The organism is Kitasatospora sp. NPDC041988 (assembly GCF_055588525.1).
Genome location: NZ_JBVJCO010000028.1, coordinates 84,409 through 102,678 on the forward strand (window position 1 = coordinate 84,409; position 18,270 = coordinate 102,678).

16 protein-coding genes are annotated in these 18,270 nt (G+C 73.1%); 10 read left to right on the plus strand and 6 right to left on the minus strand.

What is annotated here, in order from left to right:
• Nucleotides 1-540: 540 nt before the first annotated feature.
• The 3 genes from ACZ6NC_RS26215 to ACZ6NC_RS26225 all read right to left on the minus strand — a co-directional run bounded on the left by ACZ6NC_RS26215 (nucleotide 541) and on the right by ACZ6NC_RS26225 (nucleotide 1,989).
• The gene (locus tag ACZ6NC_RS26215) at nucleotides 541-834 is read right to left on the minus strand and encodes a hypothetical protein (protein WP_465736210.1); all 294 of its coding nucleotides are present in this window, start codon (nucleotides 832-834) and stop codon (nucleotides 541-543) included.
• A 206-nt stretch (nucleotides 835-1,040) separates the two neighbouring features.
• Nucleotides 1,041-1,397 carry a hypothetical protein gene (locus ACZ6NC_RS26220; protein WP_465736211.1) on the minus strand — a complete coding sequence of 119 codons (357 nt, stop codon included), beginning with the start codon at nucleotides 1,395-1,397 and terminating at the stop codon, nucleotides 1,041-1,043.
• Between the two features lie 154 nt (nucleotides 1,398-1,551).
• On the minus strand, nucleotides 1,552-1,989 hold the full coding sequence (locus tag ACZ6NC_RS26225) for an ATP-binding protein (protein WP_465736212.1): 438 nt from the start codon (nucleotides 1,987-1,989) through the stop codon (nucleotides 1,552-1,554).
• 170 nt (nucleotides 1,990-2,159) lie between these two features.
• Here ACZ6NC_RS26225 and ACZ6NC_RS26230 point away from each other — a divergent pair, with 170 nt between their 5' ends.
• Together ACZ6NC_RS26230 and ACZ6NC_RS26235 are read left to right on the plus strand one after the other, a co-directional pair.
• The gene (locus tag ACZ6NC_RS26230; RefSeq protein WP_465736213.1) at nucleotides 2,160-3,470 is read left to right on the plus strand and encodes a tetratricopeptide repeat protein; all 1,311 of its coding nucleotides are present in this window, start codon (nucleotides 2,160-2,162) and stop codon (nucleotides 3,468-3,470) included.
• Nucleotides 3,471-3,487: 17 nt separating this feature from the next.
• Complete coding sequence (locus ACZ6NC_RS26235; protein ID WP_465736214.1) at nucleotides 3,488-4,201, plus strand: creatininase family protein; 714 nt, start codon at nucleotides 3,488-3,490, stop codon at nucleotides 4,199-4,201.
• 106 nt (nucleotides 4,202-4,307) lie between these two features.
• Here the strand turns inward: ACZ6NC_RS26235 and ACZ6NC_RS26240 are convergent, their stop codons facing one another.
• Nucleotides 4,308-5,768 (minus strand): NCS2 family permease, encoded by a 1,461-nt coding sequence (locus ACZ6NC_RS26240; RefSeq protein WP_465736215.1) that lies wholly within the window; start codon nucleotides 5,766-5,768, stop codon nucleotides 4,308-4,310.
• A 256-nt stretch (nucleotides 5,769-6,024) separates the two neighbouring features.
• On the opposite strand from ACZ6NC_RS26240, the gene ACZ6NC_RS26245 reads away from it, so the two are divergent.
• The 3 genes from ACZ6NC_RS26245 to ACZ6NC_RS26255 are packed head-to-tail and all read left to right on the plus strand — an operon-like array spanning nucleotide 6,025 to nucleotide 9,183.
• The gene (locus ACZ6NC_RS26245) at nucleotides 6,025-6,366 is read left to right on the plus strand and encodes a DUF2530 domain-containing protein (protein WP_465736216.1); all 342 of its coding nucleotides are present in this window, start codon (nucleotides 6,025-6,027) and stop codon (nucleotides 6,364-6,366) included.
• Nucleotides 6,367-6,418: 52 nt separating this feature from the next.
• Nucleotides 6,419-8,932, plus strand: coding sequence for an HAD-IC family P-type ATPase (locus ACZ6NC_RS26250; RefSeq protein WP_465736217.1), 2,514 nt, complete (start codon nucleotides 6,419-6,421; stop codon nucleotides 8,930-8,932).
• Nucleotides 8,929-9,183 carry a hypothetical protein gene (locus ACZ6NC_RS26255; protein WP_465736218.1) on the plus strand — a complete coding sequence of 85 codons (255 nt, stop codon included), beginning with the start codon at nucleotides 8,929-8,931 and terminating at the stop codon, nucleotides 9,181-9,183. Before ACZ6NC_RS26250 ends, ACZ6NC_RS26255 begins: the two co-directional genes overlap by 4 nt.
• A 64-nt stretch (nucleotides 9,184-9,247) precedes the next feature.
• Here ACZ6NC_RS26255 and ACZ6NC_RS26260 read toward each other — a convergent pair whose 3' ends face one another.
• A complete protein-coding gene (locus tag ACZ6NC_RS26260; RefSeq protein ID WP_465736219.1) occupies nucleotides 9,248-12,553 on the minus strand; it encodes a sacsin N-terminal ATP-binding-like domain-containing protein in 3,306 nt (1,101 codons plus the stop codon).
• A gap of 132 nt (nucleotides 12,554-12,685) precedes the next feature.
• Between ACZ6NC_RS26260 and ACZ6NC_RS26265 the strand changes: the two genes are divergently transcribed.
• A complete protein-coding gene (locus tag ACZ6NC_RS26265) occupies nucleotides 12,686-13,102 on the plus strand; it encodes a hypothetical protein (RefSeq protein WP_465736220.1) in 417 nt (138 codons plus the stop codon).
• 112 nt (nucleotides 13,103-13,214) lie between these two features.
• Here the strand turns inward: ACZ6NC_RS26265 and ACZ6NC_RS26270 are convergent, their stop codons facing one another.
• Nucleotides 13,215-14,096 carry a DUF3027 domain-containing protein gene (locus ACZ6NC_RS26270; protein WP_465736260.1) on the minus strand — a complete coding sequence of 294 codons (882 nt, stop codon included), beginning with the start codon at nucleotides 14,094-14,096 and terminating at the stop codon, nucleotides 13,215-13,217.
• A gap of 606 nt (nucleotides 14,097-14,702) precedes the next feature.
• On the opposite strand from ACZ6NC_RS26270, the gene ACZ6NC_RS26275 reads away from it, so the two are divergent.
• The 4 genes from ACZ6NC_RS26275 to ACZ6NC_RS26290 all read left to right on the plus strand — a co-directional run bounded on the left by ACZ6NC_RS26275 (nucleotide 14,703) and on the right by ACZ6NC_RS26290 (nucleotide 18,242).
• The gene (locus tag ACZ6NC_RS26275; protein ID WP_465736261.1) at nucleotides 14,703-16,004 is read left to right on the plus strand and encodes an MFS transporter; all 1,302 of its coding nucleotides are present in this window, start codon (nucleotides 14,703-14,705) and stop codon (nucleotides 16,002-16,004) included.
• Nucleotides 16,005-16,110: 106 nt separating this feature from the next.
• Nucleotides 16,111-16,644, plus strand: coding sequence for a hypothetical protein (locus tag ACZ6NC_RS26280; protein WP_465736221.1), 534 nt, complete (start codon nucleotides 16,111-16,113; stop codon nucleotides 16,642-16,644).
• Nucleotides 16,645-16,654: 10 nt separating this feature from the next.
• Nucleotides 16,655-17,404 carry a futalosine hydrolase gene (locus ACZ6NC_RS26285; protein ID WP_465736222.1) on the plus strand — a complete coding sequence of 250 codons (750 nt, stop codon included), beginning with the start codon at nucleotides 16,655-16,657 and terminating at the stop codon, nucleotides 17,402-17,404.
• The gene (locus ACZ6NC_RS26290; protein ID WP_465736223.1) at nucleotides 17,397-18,242 is read left to right on the plus strand and encodes a 1,4-dihydroxy-6-naphthoate synthase; all 846 of its coding nucleotides are present in this window, start codon (nucleotides 17,397-17,399) and stop codon (nucleotides 18,240-18,242) included. The genes ACZ6NC_RS26285 and ACZ6NC_RS26290 overlap by 8 nt, the downstream gene beginning before the upstream one ends.
• Nucleotides 18,243-18,270: the final 28 nt, after the last annotated feature.

Sequence of the window (18,270 nt, forward strand, 5' to 3'; positions counted from 1 at the left end):
ATGGTGGGTGTATCGCCTCCTACGAGGCGATCTCGGCCCAAGAGGAGGTCAGCCATGTATGCAGCGGTACGGCGATACGAAGGAGTGACCGATCCTGCTGAGGCAGGACGCCGAGTGAAGGAGGGCTTCATACCACTCATCCAACAGGTCCCCGGGTTCGTGGCGTACTACTGGGTCGCCGCTGGGGATGGGGTGATGGTCTCGACCAGCGTCTTTGAAGACCGCGCTGGGGCCGAGGAATCGATCAAAAGGGCTGCGGACTTCGTGCGTGAGACTCTCGCGTCACTGCTTCCTAACCCTCCCCAGGTCACGGCTGGCGAGGTTGTCGCGTCCGGGTAGTAATGGCCGGCTGCGGGACTGAGTGTCTAACTGCGCTACAACGACCCCGAACCTCGGCGGACAATCGCGGACGCTCACGCACTGTCCTTGCCGGTCAGCCCCAGCCCTCCCCCACGACAAGTGGGTGCGCGAGTTGCTTCGGGACGAAGAGGCCAGTCGGCCGGGGCCAGTACACGCTTCCGCAAGTACTGGCCCTGGCCGTCAGGCTGACTCGCGGCGGACGTGTGCGGCCAGGCAGAGCAGTTCTTCCAGGCTCAGCCAACCCTCGGCCACTCCCTCCAGGCGGACCACCGGGCCGCCCTGAGCGTCGGTGTCGGCGATCGCCCGCAGGTGTGAGCGCTTCACCCCGCACGCGGCCAGCAGTTCGTTCAGGCCGTCTGCAGTCTGCCGTGCGGCGCGCCAGCCGGCCGCGTAGTCGACCCCCGGAAGCCACGCCCACGAGTCCGGGTCGAGGTCCGCCGCCGACTCCGCACAGAAGTCGTCGTCCCCGTACAACAGCCTCTCAACTCCCTTGATCTACAACAGAACCGGCTCATCCGTGCACAGACATGCCGAGGAGCCCGATACCATCGGCACCGGGTTCCGACCCACCGGACCACCCCATCCCCGCCAAGGTCTCGGGGTGGTCCGGCTCGTCTTCAGTTGTCGCTGATCAAGTCGGCCGCTACCTGATGGCCTCGCTCTCCCTTGTCACAGCCACCTCACGAGGACGCCTCGGGGCCGGCGGGATAGAGATTGATCGTGTGGGCAGTCAGCCCGAGGAAGACCAACGACCGCACCTGCCCGTACGCCGCAAGTCGGCGACCGATTCGCTGCACCGCCGACGGCCCGAAGAGGTCGTCGAAGTACTGGTGTTGGTCCGCGCCTAGCGGTAGCGGCCGAAGCGCGCTCAGAAGGGCCGTCAGCGCGACCGCCAGTTCCGAGAAGTGCGCAGGCTCCGTGATCCCTTGGATCTCCACCACCACCGGGAACGGGTACGGCGCAGCCCCTTCGGTCCCCACGTCGCCGCCGGTCAGCGCCAGTTCGGCGCCCGACGGACTGTGCTCTCGAAGCGCCATCAGGCCGACACCTCTCCCGAGCGGCGCGGGTGCCACCGATGGACACCGACCGTCTGACCGTTGACAACGATGTGCCGTGCCGCAGCCAGCCGCAGCCCTGCGCCGCAGTAGTGGCACCTCGTCGCCGTCACCCCGGACCCGCGTCTGATCAAGCTCATCGCACACCACCTTCCGGGCCTACGAGCGCCCAAACGATCTTTCCGATGCCGCCCGGCCGAGGGGCACAACCCCACTCCAGGGACAGCGCCTCCACCAGGTTCAGCCCGCGGCCGGACGAGTCGTCCTCCCTGGCCCCACGCCGGATCGCGGGCTTCTCGCTGCTCGCGTCGTGCACTTCGATCCGGAGGTGGCCGTGCAGCATCTCGAACCGCACGGCGATCTCCCGGCCGGGCGAAACTCGCGCGTGCACAACCGCGCTCGATACCAACTCGCCAAGGACCACCTGACCGTCCCCTACGAGGGCCGCCCCGCCGGGAACCTCCTGGAGGAACTCGCGGAGGTGGTTCCGGGCCACCCCGGACGATCGCCGGTGCCGGGCAAGCGCCACCTCGAACGCGGCTATCCCGCCGGCCCGACTTGTGGTGTTCGGCATTGCCCCGGGGCTCTCCCGAGCTGATCACGTGCACCACCCTCCCGATGCCGATGGAACCGGGATCTGGGTGATCCGGCCCCGGACACCAGGTTGCCGAGGGGAAGGTTGCCGAACGTACCCAAGGTGATTACCCAACGTGAGTAAACTCACAGGCAATCAACTTCCTTGCAGTGGACGCCAATCTCCAGCGGGAGGCAGCGGTGACCGAGGCTCGCGTTCCGGACCGGCTCCCGCCGGGGCTGCTCTCCAACCCGGAGATGATCACTGCGTGCCGACAGCGGGATTTCGGCGCGGTATTCAGGCTGATCAAGCTGGCCCGGATCTATCCGTCGCTCATCGCCCGGGCCTGTGACATGACACCGAGCCGAGTCGGCGAGGTGGCGTCCGGGAAACGCTCCATCGAGAAGATCGACCTCATCGAGCGGATCGCCGACGGCCTCCACATCCCGGGCCACATGCTTGGGCTCGCGGACCGGTCCTGGGAGCAGGACACGCCCCCGCCACCGTCCCGACGTCGAGCGCCGGAGCCGGCCACCGGCAGCCGAGGCCTCCGCGCTCCGCTCGACCCGGGGTTCTTCGTCGGTCACCTGCGCGGCGTCATGCCTGGCCACTACAAGGCTGCGAACCTTCTCGGTTCCCGTCACGCGCTCGACTCGGTCACACGGAACGTCCAGTTGCTCGACCGCATCCAGCAGAACGCCGGCGGCCGGGCCAGGGACGGACTCCTGACCATCGGAGCTCGCACCGCGGAGTTCCTCGGCTGGCTGAGCCAGGATCTCGGCGATTTCGACCAGGCCGGTTACTGGTCGGACCGCGCGATGGAGTGGGCCCAGGAAACCGGCGACGACATGATGGCCGCATACCTGCTCTTCAGGAAGAGCAACCAGGCCACGGCACGCCGCAACGCGCAACAAGCCGTCGGACTCGCCCGTGCTGCACAGAGATCACCCGGTGCGACCCCGCGCATCCGGGCCCTGGCCGCGCAGCAGGAGGCACAGGGGCACGCGATCATGAGCAATCCGCGCTTCGCCCAGACCAAGTTCGACGAGGCGCACGAGCTTGCCGCCACGCCGGACGACTCGCACAGCGACGATGCACTCGATCTTGCCTACTGCACGCCAACCTACATCGAGATGCAGCGCGCCAACTGCCTGATCGAACTCGGTGACCCGCGCAAGGCGGTGGACATGTTCGAGGCCGAGCTTCGCGTCCTGCCGCCGATCTACCGCAATGACCAGGGTGTCTACCTCTCCCGTCTGGCGCGTGCCTACGCCGTCTCCAACGAGCCGGAGCAGGCTGCCGCCGCCGCGGACCGGGCACTGTCGATCGCCGTCGACACTGAGTCCGCTCGGGCCATGTCCGAGCTGTCCGCAGCCGGCAGGGCGCTCCAGCGGTGGAGCGCCGTGCCCGAAGTAGTCACGTTCACCAGCCGATTGAGGTTGATGACCACCGCAGCCGCCTCTCGACCGCCGACCGTCTGATGGGAGAGGGTGAGTCCATGGACGCACTGATCACGGCCGCCACCTCCGCCGACGAACGCCAGCGCGGCGCCAAGATCGCCGTACTGCCCGTCGGAAGCTTCGAACAGCACGGCGCCCACCTCCCGCTGACCACCGACACCGTCGTGGCCGGCCTGATCGCCCAGCGGATCGCCACCGACTACGACCTGTTCCTCCTGCCACCCGTCACCGTGTCCTGCTCCCACGAGCACGCCCACATGCCGGGCACCGTCAGCATCAGCGCCGCAACCCTCTACGCCGTGATCAACGACATCTGGAAGTCCCTCCAGGCGTCCGGCGTCCCCGGCCTGCTCATCGTGAACGGCCACGGCGGCAACTACGTCCTCTCCAACGTCGTCCAGGAGGCCAACACCTCGGGCCCGCGCGTCGCCCTCTTCCCGGCCCGCGAGGACTGGCACCAGGCCCGCGACGCCGCAGGTCTGGAGAGCAGCAGCGCCGAGGACATGCATGGCGGCGAACTGGAGGTCTCGCTCCTCCGTCACGGCGCCCCGCACCTGATCCGTGACGGGATCGAGGGCGACGACCACTCCGCCCCGGACCGCCCCCACCTCCTGACGCTCGGCATGGCCGGCTACACCGAGAACGGGATCATCGGCAGCCCTTCCCTCGGGACGGCAGGCAAGGGCCAGGCATTGCTGGACAGCCTGTCGAAGTCGGCGGCCGCCCACCTCAGCATTCTTCGGGGCGCCTGACCGAAAGGCCGGAGCGTTCGAGCAGCAGAGCGGGCCCTCTCCTGGTTGGAGGAGAGGGCCCGCTCGCGTTTCGGTCAGGCGCCGTGAGCGCCGCGGTCCGTGCTGGTCAGAGCAGACCGAGGGCGGGCATCAGGTAGTAGAAGGTGAAGACACCAGCCACGGCGTACATGGCCGGCTGAACCTCTCGTCCCCGGCCGGCGGCAAGGCGGAGGATGCAGAAGGTGATGAACCCAATACCCAAGCCGTTAGTGATTGAGTACGTGAACGGCATCATCACGATGGTCAGGAACGCCGGGATCGCGATGGTGTGGTCGGCCCAGTCGATCTCCTTGACCGAGTTGGCCAGGATCAGGAAGCCGACGGCGACCAGGGCGGGGGTGGCGGCCTGGGCGGGAACCATGGTGGCGAGGGGGGTCAGGAAGAGGGCCACCACGAAGAGCAGGCCGGTGACGATCGACGCGAAGCCGGTGCGGGCGCCCTCGCCGACGCCGGCGGTGGACTCGACGAAGCAGGTGTTGGCGGAGGAGGAGGTGGCGCCGCCGGCGGCGGTGGCGATGCCGTCGACCATGAGGATCTTGTTGATGCCGGGAAGGTCGCCCTTCTCGTCCAGCAGGTGGGCCTCGTCGGCGACGCCGAGGATGGTGCCCATCGCGTCGAAGAAGCACGACATGAGCACCGTGAAGACGAAGAGCGCGCCGGTCAGCACGCCGACCTTCTCGAAGCCGCCGAACAGGCTGACCTTGCCGACCAGGCCGAAGTCGGGGGCGGCCACCGGGTTGCCGGGCCAGGCCGGGACGGTCAGGCCCCAGTTGAGGGCGGGGATGTCGGCGAGCTTGTCGATCACGACGGCGAGGCCGGTCATCACGACGATGGAGACCAGGATCGCGCCGGGCACCTTGCGCACGATCAGGACCAGCGTCAGCACCAGGCCGAGCACGAAGACCAGGACCGGCCAGCCGAGCAGGTGGCCGTTGCCGCCGAGCTGGAGCGGGACGGTGGTGTGGGCGGCGTCCGGGATGCGGCTGACGAAGCCGGAGTCGACCAGGCCGACGAGGCAGATGAAGAGGCCGATGCCGATCGCGATGGCCTTGCGCAGGCCGAGCGGGACGGCGTTCATGACCCGCTCGCGCAGGCCGGTGGCGACCAGGATCATGATCGCGAAGCCGGCCAGCACCACCATGCCCATGGCGTCCGGCCAGGTCATCTTGGGGGCGAGCTGGAGGGCGACGATGGTGTTGACGCCGAGGCCGGCGGCGAGGCCGATCGGGACGTTGCCGATCACGCCCATCAGCAGGGTGGTGAGCCCGGCGGTGAGGGCGGTGGCGGTGACCAGCTGGGCGCTGTCCAGGTGGGTGCCGTTCAGGTCCGTGGCGCTGGCCAGGATGATCGGGTTGAGCACCAGGATGTAGGCCATGGTGAAGAAGGTGGCGATGCCACCGCGGACCTCGCGCGGCAGGGTGGAGCCGCGCTCGGTGATCCGGAAGTAGCGGTCCAGGGCGCCGGCGGGGGGCTTCGGCGCGGTGGAGGCGGGCTCGGGCGACTCGGTGGTCGGCTGGGCCACAGGCATGCGTGCGTCCTCTGGTGGGGGCTGAGGAGAGGGTGGCCGCCCGGAGCGACGGTGGCCGGGCGGGCCCGGTGGGACGGGCACGAACTCAGGCGTCCTGGGCGTGGCACGGCCAACCGGAATCATCAGTATGAATTCCCCGATCGCACACACGCTATCTTCGCGCGTAGAACGAACGGGGTCGATCAAGGACGAGCGACGGCCGGACGTGGGCCGCCGGGAGTCGGCCCCGCAGCCCCGGCGCCGTACGCTAGGGCCCATGCCGAAGACCCCGCTGCACCCCTCACCCCCGCCGCTGGAGGCCAACGACGTTGCCATCGTCGGCGGTGGCACGGTGCTGTGGTTCGTCGCCTTCCTGGCGCTGCTCCCCTTCCAGAGCACCCTCTCCGACCACGGCCACGGCAGCTGGCCGTGGATCTGCCTGTCCGGCGCCGGCCTGGGCCTGATCGGCCTCTGGTACTGCCGCGCCCGCCGGGACGCGATCGCCCGCAGCCACGCCGCCGCCGAGGCCGAGCCCACGGGGACAGGCGCACCCGGGACCGGCACGCCCGGAAACGACGCGACCGGGAACGGCGCGGACCCGGCCACCCGGTCGGACTGAATAGCCCTTTAGTAGCACGCATCGGACAAAAGGCGCCCGTAGAGTCGGTGCCATGACGCAGCCTGCGCAGCCCGCGGAAGAGACTCCCGGCGACCAGGACGGCGGCCACGACCGGGAGCACGACGGCGCCCACCCGCTCGGGCTGCTGCCCGGGCGGCGCGGCGGCCTCACCGCCGCCGAGGTCGCCGAGCGGGTCGCCCGCGGAGACGTCAACGACGTCCCGGTGCGGTCCAGCCGCTCCACCCGGGAGATCGTCCGGGCCAACGTCTTCACCCGGTTCAACGCGATCATCGGCGTGATGTTCGGCATCATCCTGATCGTCGGCCCGATCCAGGACGGCCTCTTCGGCCTGGTCATCGTCGCCAACACGGCGATCGGCATCGTCCAGGAGCTGCGCGCCAAGAAGACCCTGGACAGCCTCGCGCTGATCGGCGAGGCGAAACCCCAGGTACGAAGGGACGGCACCGTCCAGCAGATCGCCACCGGCGGGATCGTGCTGGACGACACCGTGCTGCTCGGCATCGGCGACAAGGTGATCGTCGACGGTGAGGTCACCGAGGCGGACGGCCTGGAGATCGACGAGTCGCTGCTGACCGGCGAGCCCGACCCTGTCCTCAAGCAGCCCGGCGACCAGGTGATGTCCGGCAGCTTCGTGGTGGCCGGCGCGGGCGCGTTCACCGCCACCAAGGTGGGCCGCGAGGCGTACGCGGCGCAGCTGGCCGAGGAGGCGAGCCGGTTCACCCTGGTCAAGTCGGAGCTGCGCAGCGGCATCAACTCCATCCTGCGGTTCATCACCTGGCTGCTGATCCCCACCGCCATCGGCCTGATCATCAGCCAGCTGGCGGTGGAGGGGCGGGACTGGCGCGAGGCGGTCCGCCGGATGGTGGCCGGCATCGTGCCGATGGTCCCCGAGGGGCTGGTGCTGCTGACCTCGGTCGCCTTCGCGATCGGCGTGGTCCGGCTCGGCCGCAAGCAGTGCCTGGTGCAGGAGCTGCCCGCGATCGAGGGGCTGGCCCGGGTCGACACCGTCTGCCTGGACAAGACCGGCACCCTCACCGAGGGCGGCATGGACGTGGTCGAGCTGCGGACCCTGCCGGAGGTCGCCGAGGCCGACGGCCACCTGCGGCCGGACGCCCCGCTGGCCCGGCACATCCTGGCCGACCCGGCGGTCCTCAAGCAGGCGCTCGGCGTGATGGCCGGTGCGGACGCCCGCCCCAACCCGTCCATGCAGGCCGTGATCGACGCCTACGGCAGGAACGACGGCACCGGCGGCGACGGCGGCGGCTGGCGGGTGATCGAGGCGATGCCGTTCTCCTCCGCCCGCAAGTGGAGCGGCGTGCAGTTGCTGGAGCCCCAGGGCGGCGAGGCCAGCTGGCTGCTCGGCGCGCCGGACGTGCTGCTGCCCACCGGGCACCCGGCCCTCGACGAGGTCGACGAACTGGGCGCCAAGGGCCTGCGGGTGCTGCTGCTCGGCCGTACGCCCGTGCCACTGGACGCCCCCGACCCGGCCGCCGACCTCCAGCCGCTCGCCCTGGTGGTGCTCCAGCAGCGGCTGCGCGAGGACGCCGCCGACACCCTGCGCTACTTCGAGGGGCAGCAGGTCCAGGCGAAGGTGATCTCCGGCGACGCGGCCGTCTCGGTCGGCGCGGTCGCCGCCCACCTCGGCCTGCCCGGCGCCGACCACCCGCTGGACGCCCGGACGCTGCCCGCCGAGTCGGCGGAGTTCGCCGACACCGCCGAGCGGACCACCGTGTTCGGCCGGGTCACCCCGCAGCAGAAGCGCGAGCTGGTCGGCGCGCTGCAGTCCCGCGGGCACACCGTGGCGATGACCGGTGACGGCGTCAACGACGTGCTGGCACTCAAGGACGCCGACATCGGTGTGGCTATGGGCACCGGCAGCGACGCGACCAAGGCGGTCGCCCAGATCGTGCTGCTGAACGACTCCTTCGCGACCCTCCCCTCGGTGGTCGCCGAGGGCCGCCGGGTGATCGGCAACATCGAGCGGGTGGCCGGGCTCTTCCTGGTGAAGACGGTCTACTCGGTGCTGCTCGCCCTGCTGGTGATCTTCACCCACTCGCCGTACCCGTTCCTGCCCCGGCACTCGACGGTGCTCTCCACGCTCACCATCGGCGTGCCGGCCTTCTTCCTGGCGCTGGCGCCCAACAACGAACGCGCCCGCACCGGCTTCGTCCGCCGGGTGCTGCGGCTGGCCATTCCCGCGGGCATCATCGCCGGGACGGCCACCTTCACCGCGTACGCGCTGGCCCGGGCCAACCACGCGACCGACCTCGAGTCCGACACCAGCGTGGCCACGCTGACGCTGTTCCTGGTGGCGATCTGGGTGCTGGCGATCGTGGCCCGGCCGTACAACTGGTGGCGGCTGCTGCTGATCGCCACGATGTGCGGGGCGTTCGCGCTGGTGCTGCTGGTGCCGTGGCTCTCCGACTTCTTCCAGCTGTCGCTCTCCGGCACCCGGGACCCGTGGATCGCTGTCGGCATCGCGTTGATCGCCGGGCTTCTGCTGGAGGTGACCTGGCGGGTCATCCGCCGCAAGGTGGATGATTGACCGCGGAGGGGGTGGCCGCATTGGCTTACCGGGAGCGGGAGTTGGAGGCGCTCATCGCCTTCCTGGGCGGGCTGCTGGCGAGCGGCCTGCTGGCCCTGGCGATGGCGGGGATCGGGATGCTGACCGGGGTCGAGGCCGGGCCGCTGCTGCGGAGGGCGGCCGCTGCCGTGCTCGCGGCAGCCTGGGTGTCCATCACGCTCGGGATCTATCTGCGGCTGATCGCGCGCTCCCGCACCCGCACCCGCTCCTGAGCCGGAGCGGGAGCGGGAGCGGGAGCGGGTGTCGGAGCGGGTACGGAAGCAGGCGCGCGCCCGGTCAGCCCTCGAAGTCCCGGGCGGCGGAGAGCTCGTAGGCGCGGTCCGGCTCGGTGAGCGCGGCCAGCACCTCGAACCGCCGGTGCCACTGCCCGACCGACCAGGCCAGGCCGGCCGCCAGGCCCTCCGGGGTGGCCGCGTGCAGCAGCCCCGGCACCGGCGGCAGCTCGAACTCGTCGTCCTCGTCCGCCACTTCGGCCGACTCCGGGTCGTACGGCGCCTCCGGGGTTTCCGCCGAGGTGTCCCAACGCCAGTCCACAGCGGCCTCGTTGCCGTCCGGGCCGACCACCAGCAGCTCCTCGTGCTCCTCGTAGGCCACCGGGCAGCCGGGCAGCAACTCCCGCACCACGGCGGGGACCCGGTGCAGCTGACCCTCGGAGAGCACCCGGCCGCCGGCCACCTCGCTGGCCAGCGAGACGTGCAGCCGCTCGGCGAGGTCGGCGGCCAGCGCCGGGGCGACCGGCAGCAGCGGGTACGAGTGCAGGAGCTGGACGAGGTCGGGGGCGTCGGCGACGACCGCCTCGGTGGCGTCCACGATCACCGTGTGCGCCGGCCGGCGGCCGGTCTCCCGGTCCAGCGGAGGCAGCGCCCGGACGACGTCCAGCGGGTCGATCCGGCCCGCCTCGACGCGGGCCAGCGCACTGTGGATGCCGTGCAGTTGGCGGTGGCCGATCCCGGAGGCCGGATCGGTGAGCCGGTCCAACACCTCGTCCGGCCCGTGCGGCTCGGCGAGCAGTGCGGCCAGCGTGGTGCGGACGCCCAGCGCGTGCAGGAACTGCTCGTCCAGCGTCGTCCGCGCCTCCTCGTAGAGGCCGCGCAGCAGCGGGTCGGCGCCGGCCGCGCGCAGGCCGGCCGGCTCCCGCCCGTCCAGCACCGGGTGGTCGCGCAGCCACCACGCGGTGTACGGCGGCAGGTCGGCGTACGAGCCGTTCGGCAGCAGGGTGCGGACGGGGAGGACCACGGCGTCCCGGTACGGCGGGCGGGCCAGTGCGGCCAGCGCCTCGGGCCAGGCGTCGTCGTCCACCAGGTCGAGGTCGCGGACGGCCAGCAGCTCGGCGGCGACCGGCGGCACGCCGACCGCGTCGGCGTCGTCGGCGTGCAGCGCCTCCAGGGCGTCCTCGGCCCACTCGGCGAGGCCGTCCGGGGCCTCGTCCAGCAGTCCGGTGGGCCGGCCGCCGGCGGCGCGGTCGGCCGGGACGGTCGGGTCGAGCCGCTCCAGGTCGTCCGGGTCGAGCACCACGTCCTCGGCGCGGACCAGCACGAAGTCCGCCAACACGCCTGCGGCGGTGAGGACTTCGGGGCCCCAGCGATCCAGCAGCTCGTCGTCCACCCAGCCGGCGTCGTCCTCCCGGGCCACGGCGGCGAGCGGACTGTCGGGCAGGATCAGCTCACCTGCGCGGGCCGGCTCGCCCTCGTCGTCCAGCAGCGCCAGCCGGGCCAGCCACGGGTGCTCGCCGACCGCCGGGGCGGCCGCCTTCACCAGCGCGAGGACGGACTCGGCGAGGTCGACGGCGGCGTCCAGGTCGTCCTCGGCCAGCTCGTACGAGCGGGCGACGGCTGCCCGCACCTCGGGCGTGTCCAGCACCCCGGCCGGGGTGGCGGTGCCGGCACCGAGCTTGGCCAGCAGCGGGTGCGCGGCCTCCGGGTGGGCGAGGCGCAGGTCGAGCAGGGCCAGCGCGCCGGCCAGCGCCTCCGGGTAGCCGGGGAAGGCCGCCCAGTCGGCGTCGTCGGAGGGCAGCAGGACGCGGCGCGGGCCGGTGACCGTCCGTCCGTCGGCCAGCGGCACCGGCAGCGCGCCGAGCGCCTCCGGGTCGGCCGCGCCGAGCGCCGCGTAGAGGTTGCGCCACCAGGCCGGCTCGCGGTCCAGGCCGCCGAGCTGGTCGACCACGTCGGCCAGCGGCACCCGGCGCACGTTCAGCACCCGCAGCTCGGTCCGGCGCTCCAGGCCGGCCGGCAGCAGCCCGGGGAAGATCGGCGCCAGCGCCTCGACCACCGAGCCGTCCGCGCCCTCCAGCAGCGTGGCGTCGCGCGGCCGCAGCGCGGGCGTGCCCTGCTCGACCGGCGCCGGGTGCGGCAGGAACGGCGTACCCGGCAGCCGGGAGAGGATCGCGGCGCGCAGCGCGTTGTCCAGCGCGCCCTGGCCGAGCGGGCCGGGCACCAGGCCGAGCGAGCCGAGGTCGCCGCCGCGGGCGCGCAGCAGGTCGGCGTAGCTGTCGGCGGCGCGCTCGGTGAGGTAGTCGGCGAGCGGGCCGGGGGCGACATGCCGGCGGGTGGAGTCCAGCGGGTAGGAGGCGATCAGCAGCGCGGGCAGGCCGAGCGGCTCGTCGCTGGGCGTGGGCGCGTGCAGCACCGGGGCGATCCCGGGCGTCTGCGGGGCGCCGTCGGCGGCGACGGGGACGGCCCAGGTCACCGTCCAGTACGGGCGGGCGCGCTCCTCGGTGGGGCGGTCGGCGAGCAGCTCGGCGTCCAGGGAGCCGGAGGCGCCGGCGGTCTGCCAGACGGTCTGCCGCAGCCGCCCGGCCGCGTCGTCGGTGACGGTGACCTCGGTGACGCCGTCCGGGCGGGGCTCGGCGGCGCTCCGGGTCAGCGTGCGGGTGCCCTCCGGGGTCTCCACCACGACCTCGGCGAGGCCGGGGAGGGTGAGCAGCAGCGCGTCGTCGATGCCGGCCAGCAGGCGGCGGGTGAGGTCCTCGGCGGAGGCGTCGCGCAGCGGCAGCACCACCACGGTGTCGTAGCCCTCGGGCGCCGGGCCCTCGGCGGCGAACGGCAGCCGCAGCAGCGGCACATGGCCGTCCCGGCGGCGCAGTTCGTCGGCGAGCGCGGGCTGCGCCTCGGCCAGCGAGCGGGCCTCGCCGAGGGACCAGCGCACGCCGCCGGCGGCGCCGAGCACGGCAGGCTCGTCGGTGACGGCGAGGACGGCGGCGAAGCCGACACCGAACCGGCCGACGGTGGGCCGGTCGTCGGCCCGCTTCGAGGACGCCCGCAGGGTGGAGAGCGACTCGACGGCGGCTTCGTCCAGCGGCGCGCCGGTGTTGGCGGCGGCCAGCACGCCGTCCGCCAGGGTGAGCCGCAGCCGGCCGGGGCCGCCACCCGCGCGGGCCGCCGCGTCGGCGGCGTTCTGCGCCAACTCGACCACCAGGCGGTCACGGTAGCCGCCGAGGGCGAGCTCCTCCTCGGCGTTGGCGTCCTCCCGGAACCGGGCCGGGGAGGCGGCCCAGGCGTCCAGCACCCGGCGGCGCAGCCCGGCGCTGCCGAAGTGGTCCGCGAGGTGCTCGTCCGTGCCGCTGCCGATGATCCGAGGTTCCACTGGACCTGCCGCCTTCCGCCGCCCTGTACTTCGTACGGGGGGCATTCTCCCCCGCCCGGGCACCCCCGGCGGACCGGGGTGGGGCCGCGCCTATGCTGAGGCCGCTCCGATGGCCCGGCGAGGGGGAACCCGATGGTGTCCGACAGTACGCAGGCGCCCGCCGCCCCGCAGGTCTCCGACCGTTCGTGGTACGTCCTGATCGAACGCGACCGACGGGACTACGACGACGCCGTCCACTACCGGTGGCAGCTGATCCCGCCCAAGGAGGCACCGCTGGGCCGGGAGCAGGCCGTCGAGATGGCGGAGGAGGCGGCCCGCACGTACATCCCCCGCGAGAACGGGGAGCCGAAGGGGACGCCGGCCCGCCGGGTCTTCCGGCTGCCCGACGGCGGCTTCCTGGTCGAGCTGCGCCACAACGGCTGGAAACGCCACTTCCGGGTCTCGGTCGGCGAGCTGGTGCACGCCGAGGAGCAGCGGGAGGCGCCGCCCGTGAGCCCGAAGCCGGCCAGTGCCCCCGCCCCCAGGCGCGGGCTGTTCGGCCGCCGCTGACCCCGCCCGGGCGGGCGGGGCCTGCGGCACCGATCTCAGACCCTGCCGCACCAGGCCCAGGCCCTGCGGCACCAGGCCTACGACACCGGTCCCGGACCCTGCGGCACCGGGCTCAGGAGTGGCCGAGCTCCTCGGCCGGGGCGTCCGGCTCGACCGATCCGGAGGTGCGGTCGGGGTGCAGCTGGAGCGGCTCGACCACCAGCTCGTCCAGGATCAGCTCGGACGGCGCCGGCGGGGCCGGGATGACCGCCGCCTCGGAGTGGCCGCCGCAGCCGTACGCGAAGGAGACGATCTGGCCGTCGGCCGGGCCGAACTCGTTGCCGCAGACGCCGAAGGCCTGGCCCAGCGAGCCGCCGATCGGGATCAGGAAGCCGCAGCTGTTGCAGGAGGCCGGAGCCGACTGTGCCATCGGGGTCTGCGGGCCGTGGGCCTTCTCCCAGCGGTCCGCCGCCAGGTGCAGGCCGAGGCGCGACAGCACCCGGCTGCGGCCCATGCCGAGCTCCTCGGCGACGGCGCCGATCTGCGCGCGGACCGGGGCCGGCTGGATGTGCGGGTCGCTGACTACCACGTCCTCCTCCGCGGCCAGCGCCACCGCGGAGTTCGGCGCCGGCTCGTCCTCGCCGGTCCAGCCCGGCTCCAGGCGCAGGTCGTCGGCGTCGGTGGGCAGCAGGTCGCCGGGGCCCATGTCGCCCGGGCGCAGCCGCTCGCTCCACGGCACCCACTGCGGGGCGAGGACGGCGTCGGGGCCGGGCAGCAGCACGACCTCGTCCAGGGTGACGTTCTTGGCGCGCGGGGCGCGGGCGACGGTGACGGCCCAGTGCCAGCCCCGGTAGGCCGCGTCCAGGCACTCGAACGTGTGGGTCACGACGCGCTCGGCGTCCGCCTGGACTCCGAGGTGCGCACCAACGGTCTCTGCTCCGACGGCCTCGTCCGCTGCCTGCCGGGCGAGTTCGACGGCCTCGGCACAGAGCCGGTCGGGGGTACGGCTTCGCATCGCAGCACTCACGGCGTCGATTCTCTCCCAGTTCTTCTGTTGCCCACGGCGTGTTGCCTGTTCCGTCGCGGCTCGGTTTCCCTCGTCCATTCTGCGCGACCACGGGCCGCCTCGGATACCGGCCGCGCCGCTCGCCCGCTCCGGCCGGCGCCCGGCCGGCCGTCGGGCGGACCCTGGGCAGGCTACCCGCCGGTCGGCCGCCCGGCACAGTCCGGGGCGGTGGCCAGCGCCGGAACGGCCGCGCCGAGCGGACCGGAATCCCGCGTCGCAGTCACGATTCTGGGGCAGGATGGGCTTGTGGCGGACGAAAACCCGTCGCAGCACGCACTGCGCGCCTCGCAGGCCGACGGCAGCCCCGACGAGGCGAACGCCGTGCCGCGACAGCAGCCTCCGGTCCTCGCTGCGGGTGAACCGCAGCCGGTGGGCACCTCCACGACGCCTCTGGATCCCGCCGGGCACGTGGATCTCACCAAGCACCCGGACGCGCTCGTCGAGGAGGAGGCGCTCGACGAGGAGGCCGAGGAGCCGCGTCGGCACTTCCTCGTCCGCACCGCCTCCGCCGCCGGCTCCCGCACCGGAAGGGTCGTGCACGGCACCGGCCGCCGGATCCGCAAGGCCACCTCCGCCGAGGGCGCCGGCGAGTCCGGCCTCGCCAAGCTGATCGAGCTGCACGCGCTGAACTCCTTCGGCGACATGCTGATCACCGTCGCGCTGGCGTCCACCATCTTCTTCTCCGTCCCCACCGGCGAGGCCCGCGGCCGGGTGGCGCTCTATCTGCTGATCACCATGGCACCGTTCGCCCTGCTGGCCCCGGTGATCGGCCCGCTGCTGGACCGCCTGCCGCACGGCCGCCGGGCGGCGATGGCGATGTCGATGCTGGCCCGCGCGGTGCTGGCGTGGACGATGGCCGGCACGGTGGCCGGCGGCGGGCTGGCGCTCTATCCGGAGGCGCTGGGCGTGCTGGTGGCGTCCAAGGCGTACGGGGTGGTGCGCAGCGTCGTGGTGCCCCGGCTGCTGCCGAGCCGGCTGTCACTCGTGAAGGCGAACTCGCGCGTCACCCTGGCCGGGCTGCTGGCCACCATGGTGGCGGCCGGGGTGGGCGGGCTGCTGCACCTGATCGGGCCGGGGTGGCCGCTGCGCGGCGCCTTCCTGGTCTTCGTGGTCGGCACCCTGATGGCCTTCCACCTGCCGCACGCGGTGGACTCCGCCAAGGGCGAGCAGCGCGCCGTCCTGCACGCGGAGGTGCACGGCGAGGCCGCCCCCGCCGGGGCCGAAGCCGGGACCGCGCAGGCGGCCAAGGCCCCGAAGGCGTCGCTGCGGACCGTCGGCCCCTCGGTGATCCTGGCGCTGCGGGCGATGTCGGCGCTGCGCTGGCTGGTCGGGTTCCTGGTGATGTTCCTGGCGTTCCTGCTCCGCGACGAGCCGATCGGCGGCCTCCAGCCGACCCTGGCGCTCGGCGTCGTGGCGCTGGCCGCCGGGACGGGCAACGCGCTGGGCTCGGTGTTGGGCTCCTGGCTCCGGACCCGGGGCTCGGAGGCGACGGTCACCGCGATGTTGCTGCTGGCCACCTGCGCGACGGCCGCCGCCGCGCTCTGGTACGGCGTGGTGACGGTGATCGTGGTCGCCGCGGCGTCCGGGGTGGCGGCCTCACTGGGCAAGCTGGCGCTGGACGCACTGATCCAGCGGGACGTCCCGGAGTCGGTGCGGACGTCCGCCTTCGCCCGATCGGAGACGCTGCTCCAGCTGTCCTGGGTGGCCGGCGGCGCGGTCGGCATCCTGATGCCGCTGAACGGCGCACTCGGCCTCTCGGTGGCGGCCGGGGTGGTCGGCCTGGTGCTGCTCTGGACGGTCCGCTCGCTGTTCCGGGTGGGGCTGCGCCGCCGCGCGACCGCACCACGGGTGGCCTGAGGGCCGCGCCGGCGGCTGTCCGGGACGGGGCGGTCGTTTTCGGCCACAACACGCGGTTGCCCACCCCCGCGTAGCGTGATCGGCAAAGCCCGGTAGCCTCTGACGCATGAGCCTCAGCACCCGTGTCATCGCCGCCCTCGGCGCCGTCGTCGTGATCGGCGCCGGCACGGTCGGCGGGTCCATCGCCTTCGCCATGGACCAGGACGAGCCCGTCAGCCACCGCGCGACCCTCACCGTCGGCCGCTCCTCGATGGAGACGGGGCCGTTCTGCTTCAACGACGGCAAGCCGCTCACCGAGGACCAGCAGGGCGAGTGCCAGGACAAGGCCAGCAAGGCCCTGGACGAGGGCAAGCTCCCCAAGTCCGACGTGGTCGCCAGCGACATGATCGGCCTCGGTGTGACCCCGGACGTGGCGGACCGCGGCTGGTGGGCCAACACCAACGGCGGCGGCCAGGCCTCCGGCGGCCGGTTCATCCTGGCCCCGGCGGCCAAGGGCTCCACCTACTCCGGCTCCGTCCCGGCCTCGAAGGCGCTCAACGCCTCCGGCAAGACCCTGATCACCGTGGTCGAGTCCGACCCGAAGCAGCCCGACGCGATCTACGGCGTCTGGTACTTCGAGCTGAACACCCAGGACGCCTGATGGTCGCCCGGTGACCGAGCGACTTCCCGACGACGAGCAGTCGGCCCCCGAGCGGGGTCGGCTGCTCGTCGTCGTCGCGGTGGCCGCCGAGGCGGAGGCGGTCCTGCGCGGCCTCGGCGGGGCCGCGCACACCCTGCCGCTGCCCGGCGGTGAACTGCACCGCGCCGCGCACCCCTCAGGCGTGACGGTGGACGTGCTGGCGGGCGGGGTCGGCCCGGCCGCCGCCGCTGCCGCCGCGTCCGCCGCACTCGCCGCCCACCGCTACGACCTGACGGTCTCGGCCGGCATCGGCGGCGGCTTCGCCCCGCAGGCGCCGGTCGGCGCCACGGTGGTCGCCGAGGCGATCGTCGCCGCCGACCTCGGCGCCGAGACCCCGGACGGGTTCGCCGACGTCACCGAGCTGGGCTTCGGGACCGTCCGGTACACCCCCGCCCCCGCCGCCGTGGCGCTCGCCGCCGAGGCGCTGGGCGCCGTCACCGGCACCGTGCTGACCGTCTCCACGGTGACCGGCAGCGCCGGGCGCGCCGCCGCGCTGACCGCCCGCCACCCCGGTGCGGTGGCCGAGGCGATGGAGGGCTTCGGTGTCGCCGAGGCCGCGGCCAGGCACGGCGTACCGGCCTTCGAGCTGCGCACCATCTCCAACCCGGTGGGCCCGCGCGACCGGGCCGCCTGGCGGATCGGCGAGGCGCTGGCCGCGCTGGAGCGGGCCTTCGCCGCGCTGCCCCACCCGGAGTTCCTGAAGGAGGCCCGCCGTGGCTGAACAGCTGGGCATCGCCCACTCGCCCTGCCCGAACGACACCTTCGTCTTCCACGCCTGGACGCACGGCCTGGTGCCCGGCGCGGACGCCCCCGAGGTCACCTTCGCGGACATCGACATCACCAACGGCCTGGCCGAGCGCGGCGAGCTGGACCTCCTCAAGGTCAGCTACGCCGCCCTGCCGTGGGTCCTGGACGAGTACGCCCTGCTGCCCTGCGGCGGCGCGCTCGGGCGCGGCTGCGGCCCGCTGGTGCTGACCCGCCCGGACACCGAAGGCGACCTCACCGGCCGGACCGTCGCCGTCCCGTCCGAGCGGTCCACCGCCTACCTGCTGTTCCGGCTCTGGGCGGCCAAGGCGGTGCCCGGCGGGTTCGGCGAGATCGTCGTGCTGCCGTTCCACGAGATCATGCCCGCCGTCCGGGACGGCCGGGTGGACGCCGGCCTGGTGATCCACGAGGCCCGCTTCACCTACCGGCAGTACGGGCTGCACTGCCTCGCCGACATGGGCGAGGCCTGGGAGCAGGAGACCGGCCTGCCGATCCCGCTCGGCGCGATCATCGCCAAGCGCTCGCTCGGCACCGAGCGGCTGCGCGAGATCGCCGACGCGATCCGCTCCTCCGTCCGGCAGGCCTGGGCGGACCCGTCGGCCAGCCGGGAGTACGTGCTGGCGCACGCCCAGGAGATGGACCCGGCCGTCGCCGACCAGCACATCGGGCTGTACGTCAACGAATTCACCGCGGACCTCGGCGAGGAGGGCTACGGCGCCGTCCGGGCGCTGCTCACCCGGGCCGCCGCCGAGGGGCTGGTACCCCCGCTCGACCCGGGTGCGCTCGCGTTCTGAGCCCCGCTGGGCGCGGGGCGGACTCCGG

Coding starts and splice junctions, on each gene's coding strand:
- ACZ6NC_RS26220 (WP_465736211.1), bottom strand. CDS start 1,397: ATGGCGCTTCGAGAGCACAGTCCGTCGGGCGCCGAACTGGCGCTGACC.
- ACZ6NC_RS26225 (WP_465736212.1), bottom strand. CDS start 1,989: ATGCCGAACACCACAAGTCGGGCCGGCGGGATAGCCGCGTTCGAGGTG.
- ACZ6NC_RS26235 (WP_465736214.1), top strand. CDS start 3,488: ATGGACGCACTGATCACGGCCGCCACCTCCGCCGACGAACGCCAGCGC.
- ACZ6NC_RS26240 (WP_465736215.1), bottom strand. CDS start 5,768: ATGCCTGTGGCCCAGCCGACCACCGAGTCGCCCGAGCCCGCCTCCACC.
- ACZ6NC_RS26245 (WP_465736216.1), top strand. CDS start 6,025: ATGCCGAAGACCCCGCTGCACCCCTCACCCCCGCCGCTGGAGGCCAAC.
- ACZ6NC_RS26250 (WP_465736217.1), top strand. CDS start 6,419: ATGACGCAGCCTGCGCAGCCCGCGGAAGAGACTCCCGGCGACCAGGAC.
- ACZ6NC_RS26265 (WP_465736220.1), top strand. CDS start 12,686: ATGGTGTCCGACAGTACGCAGGCGCCCGCCGCCCCGCAGGTCTCCGAC.
- ACZ6NC_RS26270 (WP_465736260.1), bottom strand. CDS start 14,096: ATGCGAAGCCGTACCCCCGACCGGCTCTGTGCCGAGGCCGTCGAACTC.
- ACZ6NC_RS26280 (WP_465736221.1), top strand. CDS start 16,111: ATGAGCCTCAGCACCCGTGTCATCGCCGCCCTCGGCGCCGTCGTCGTG.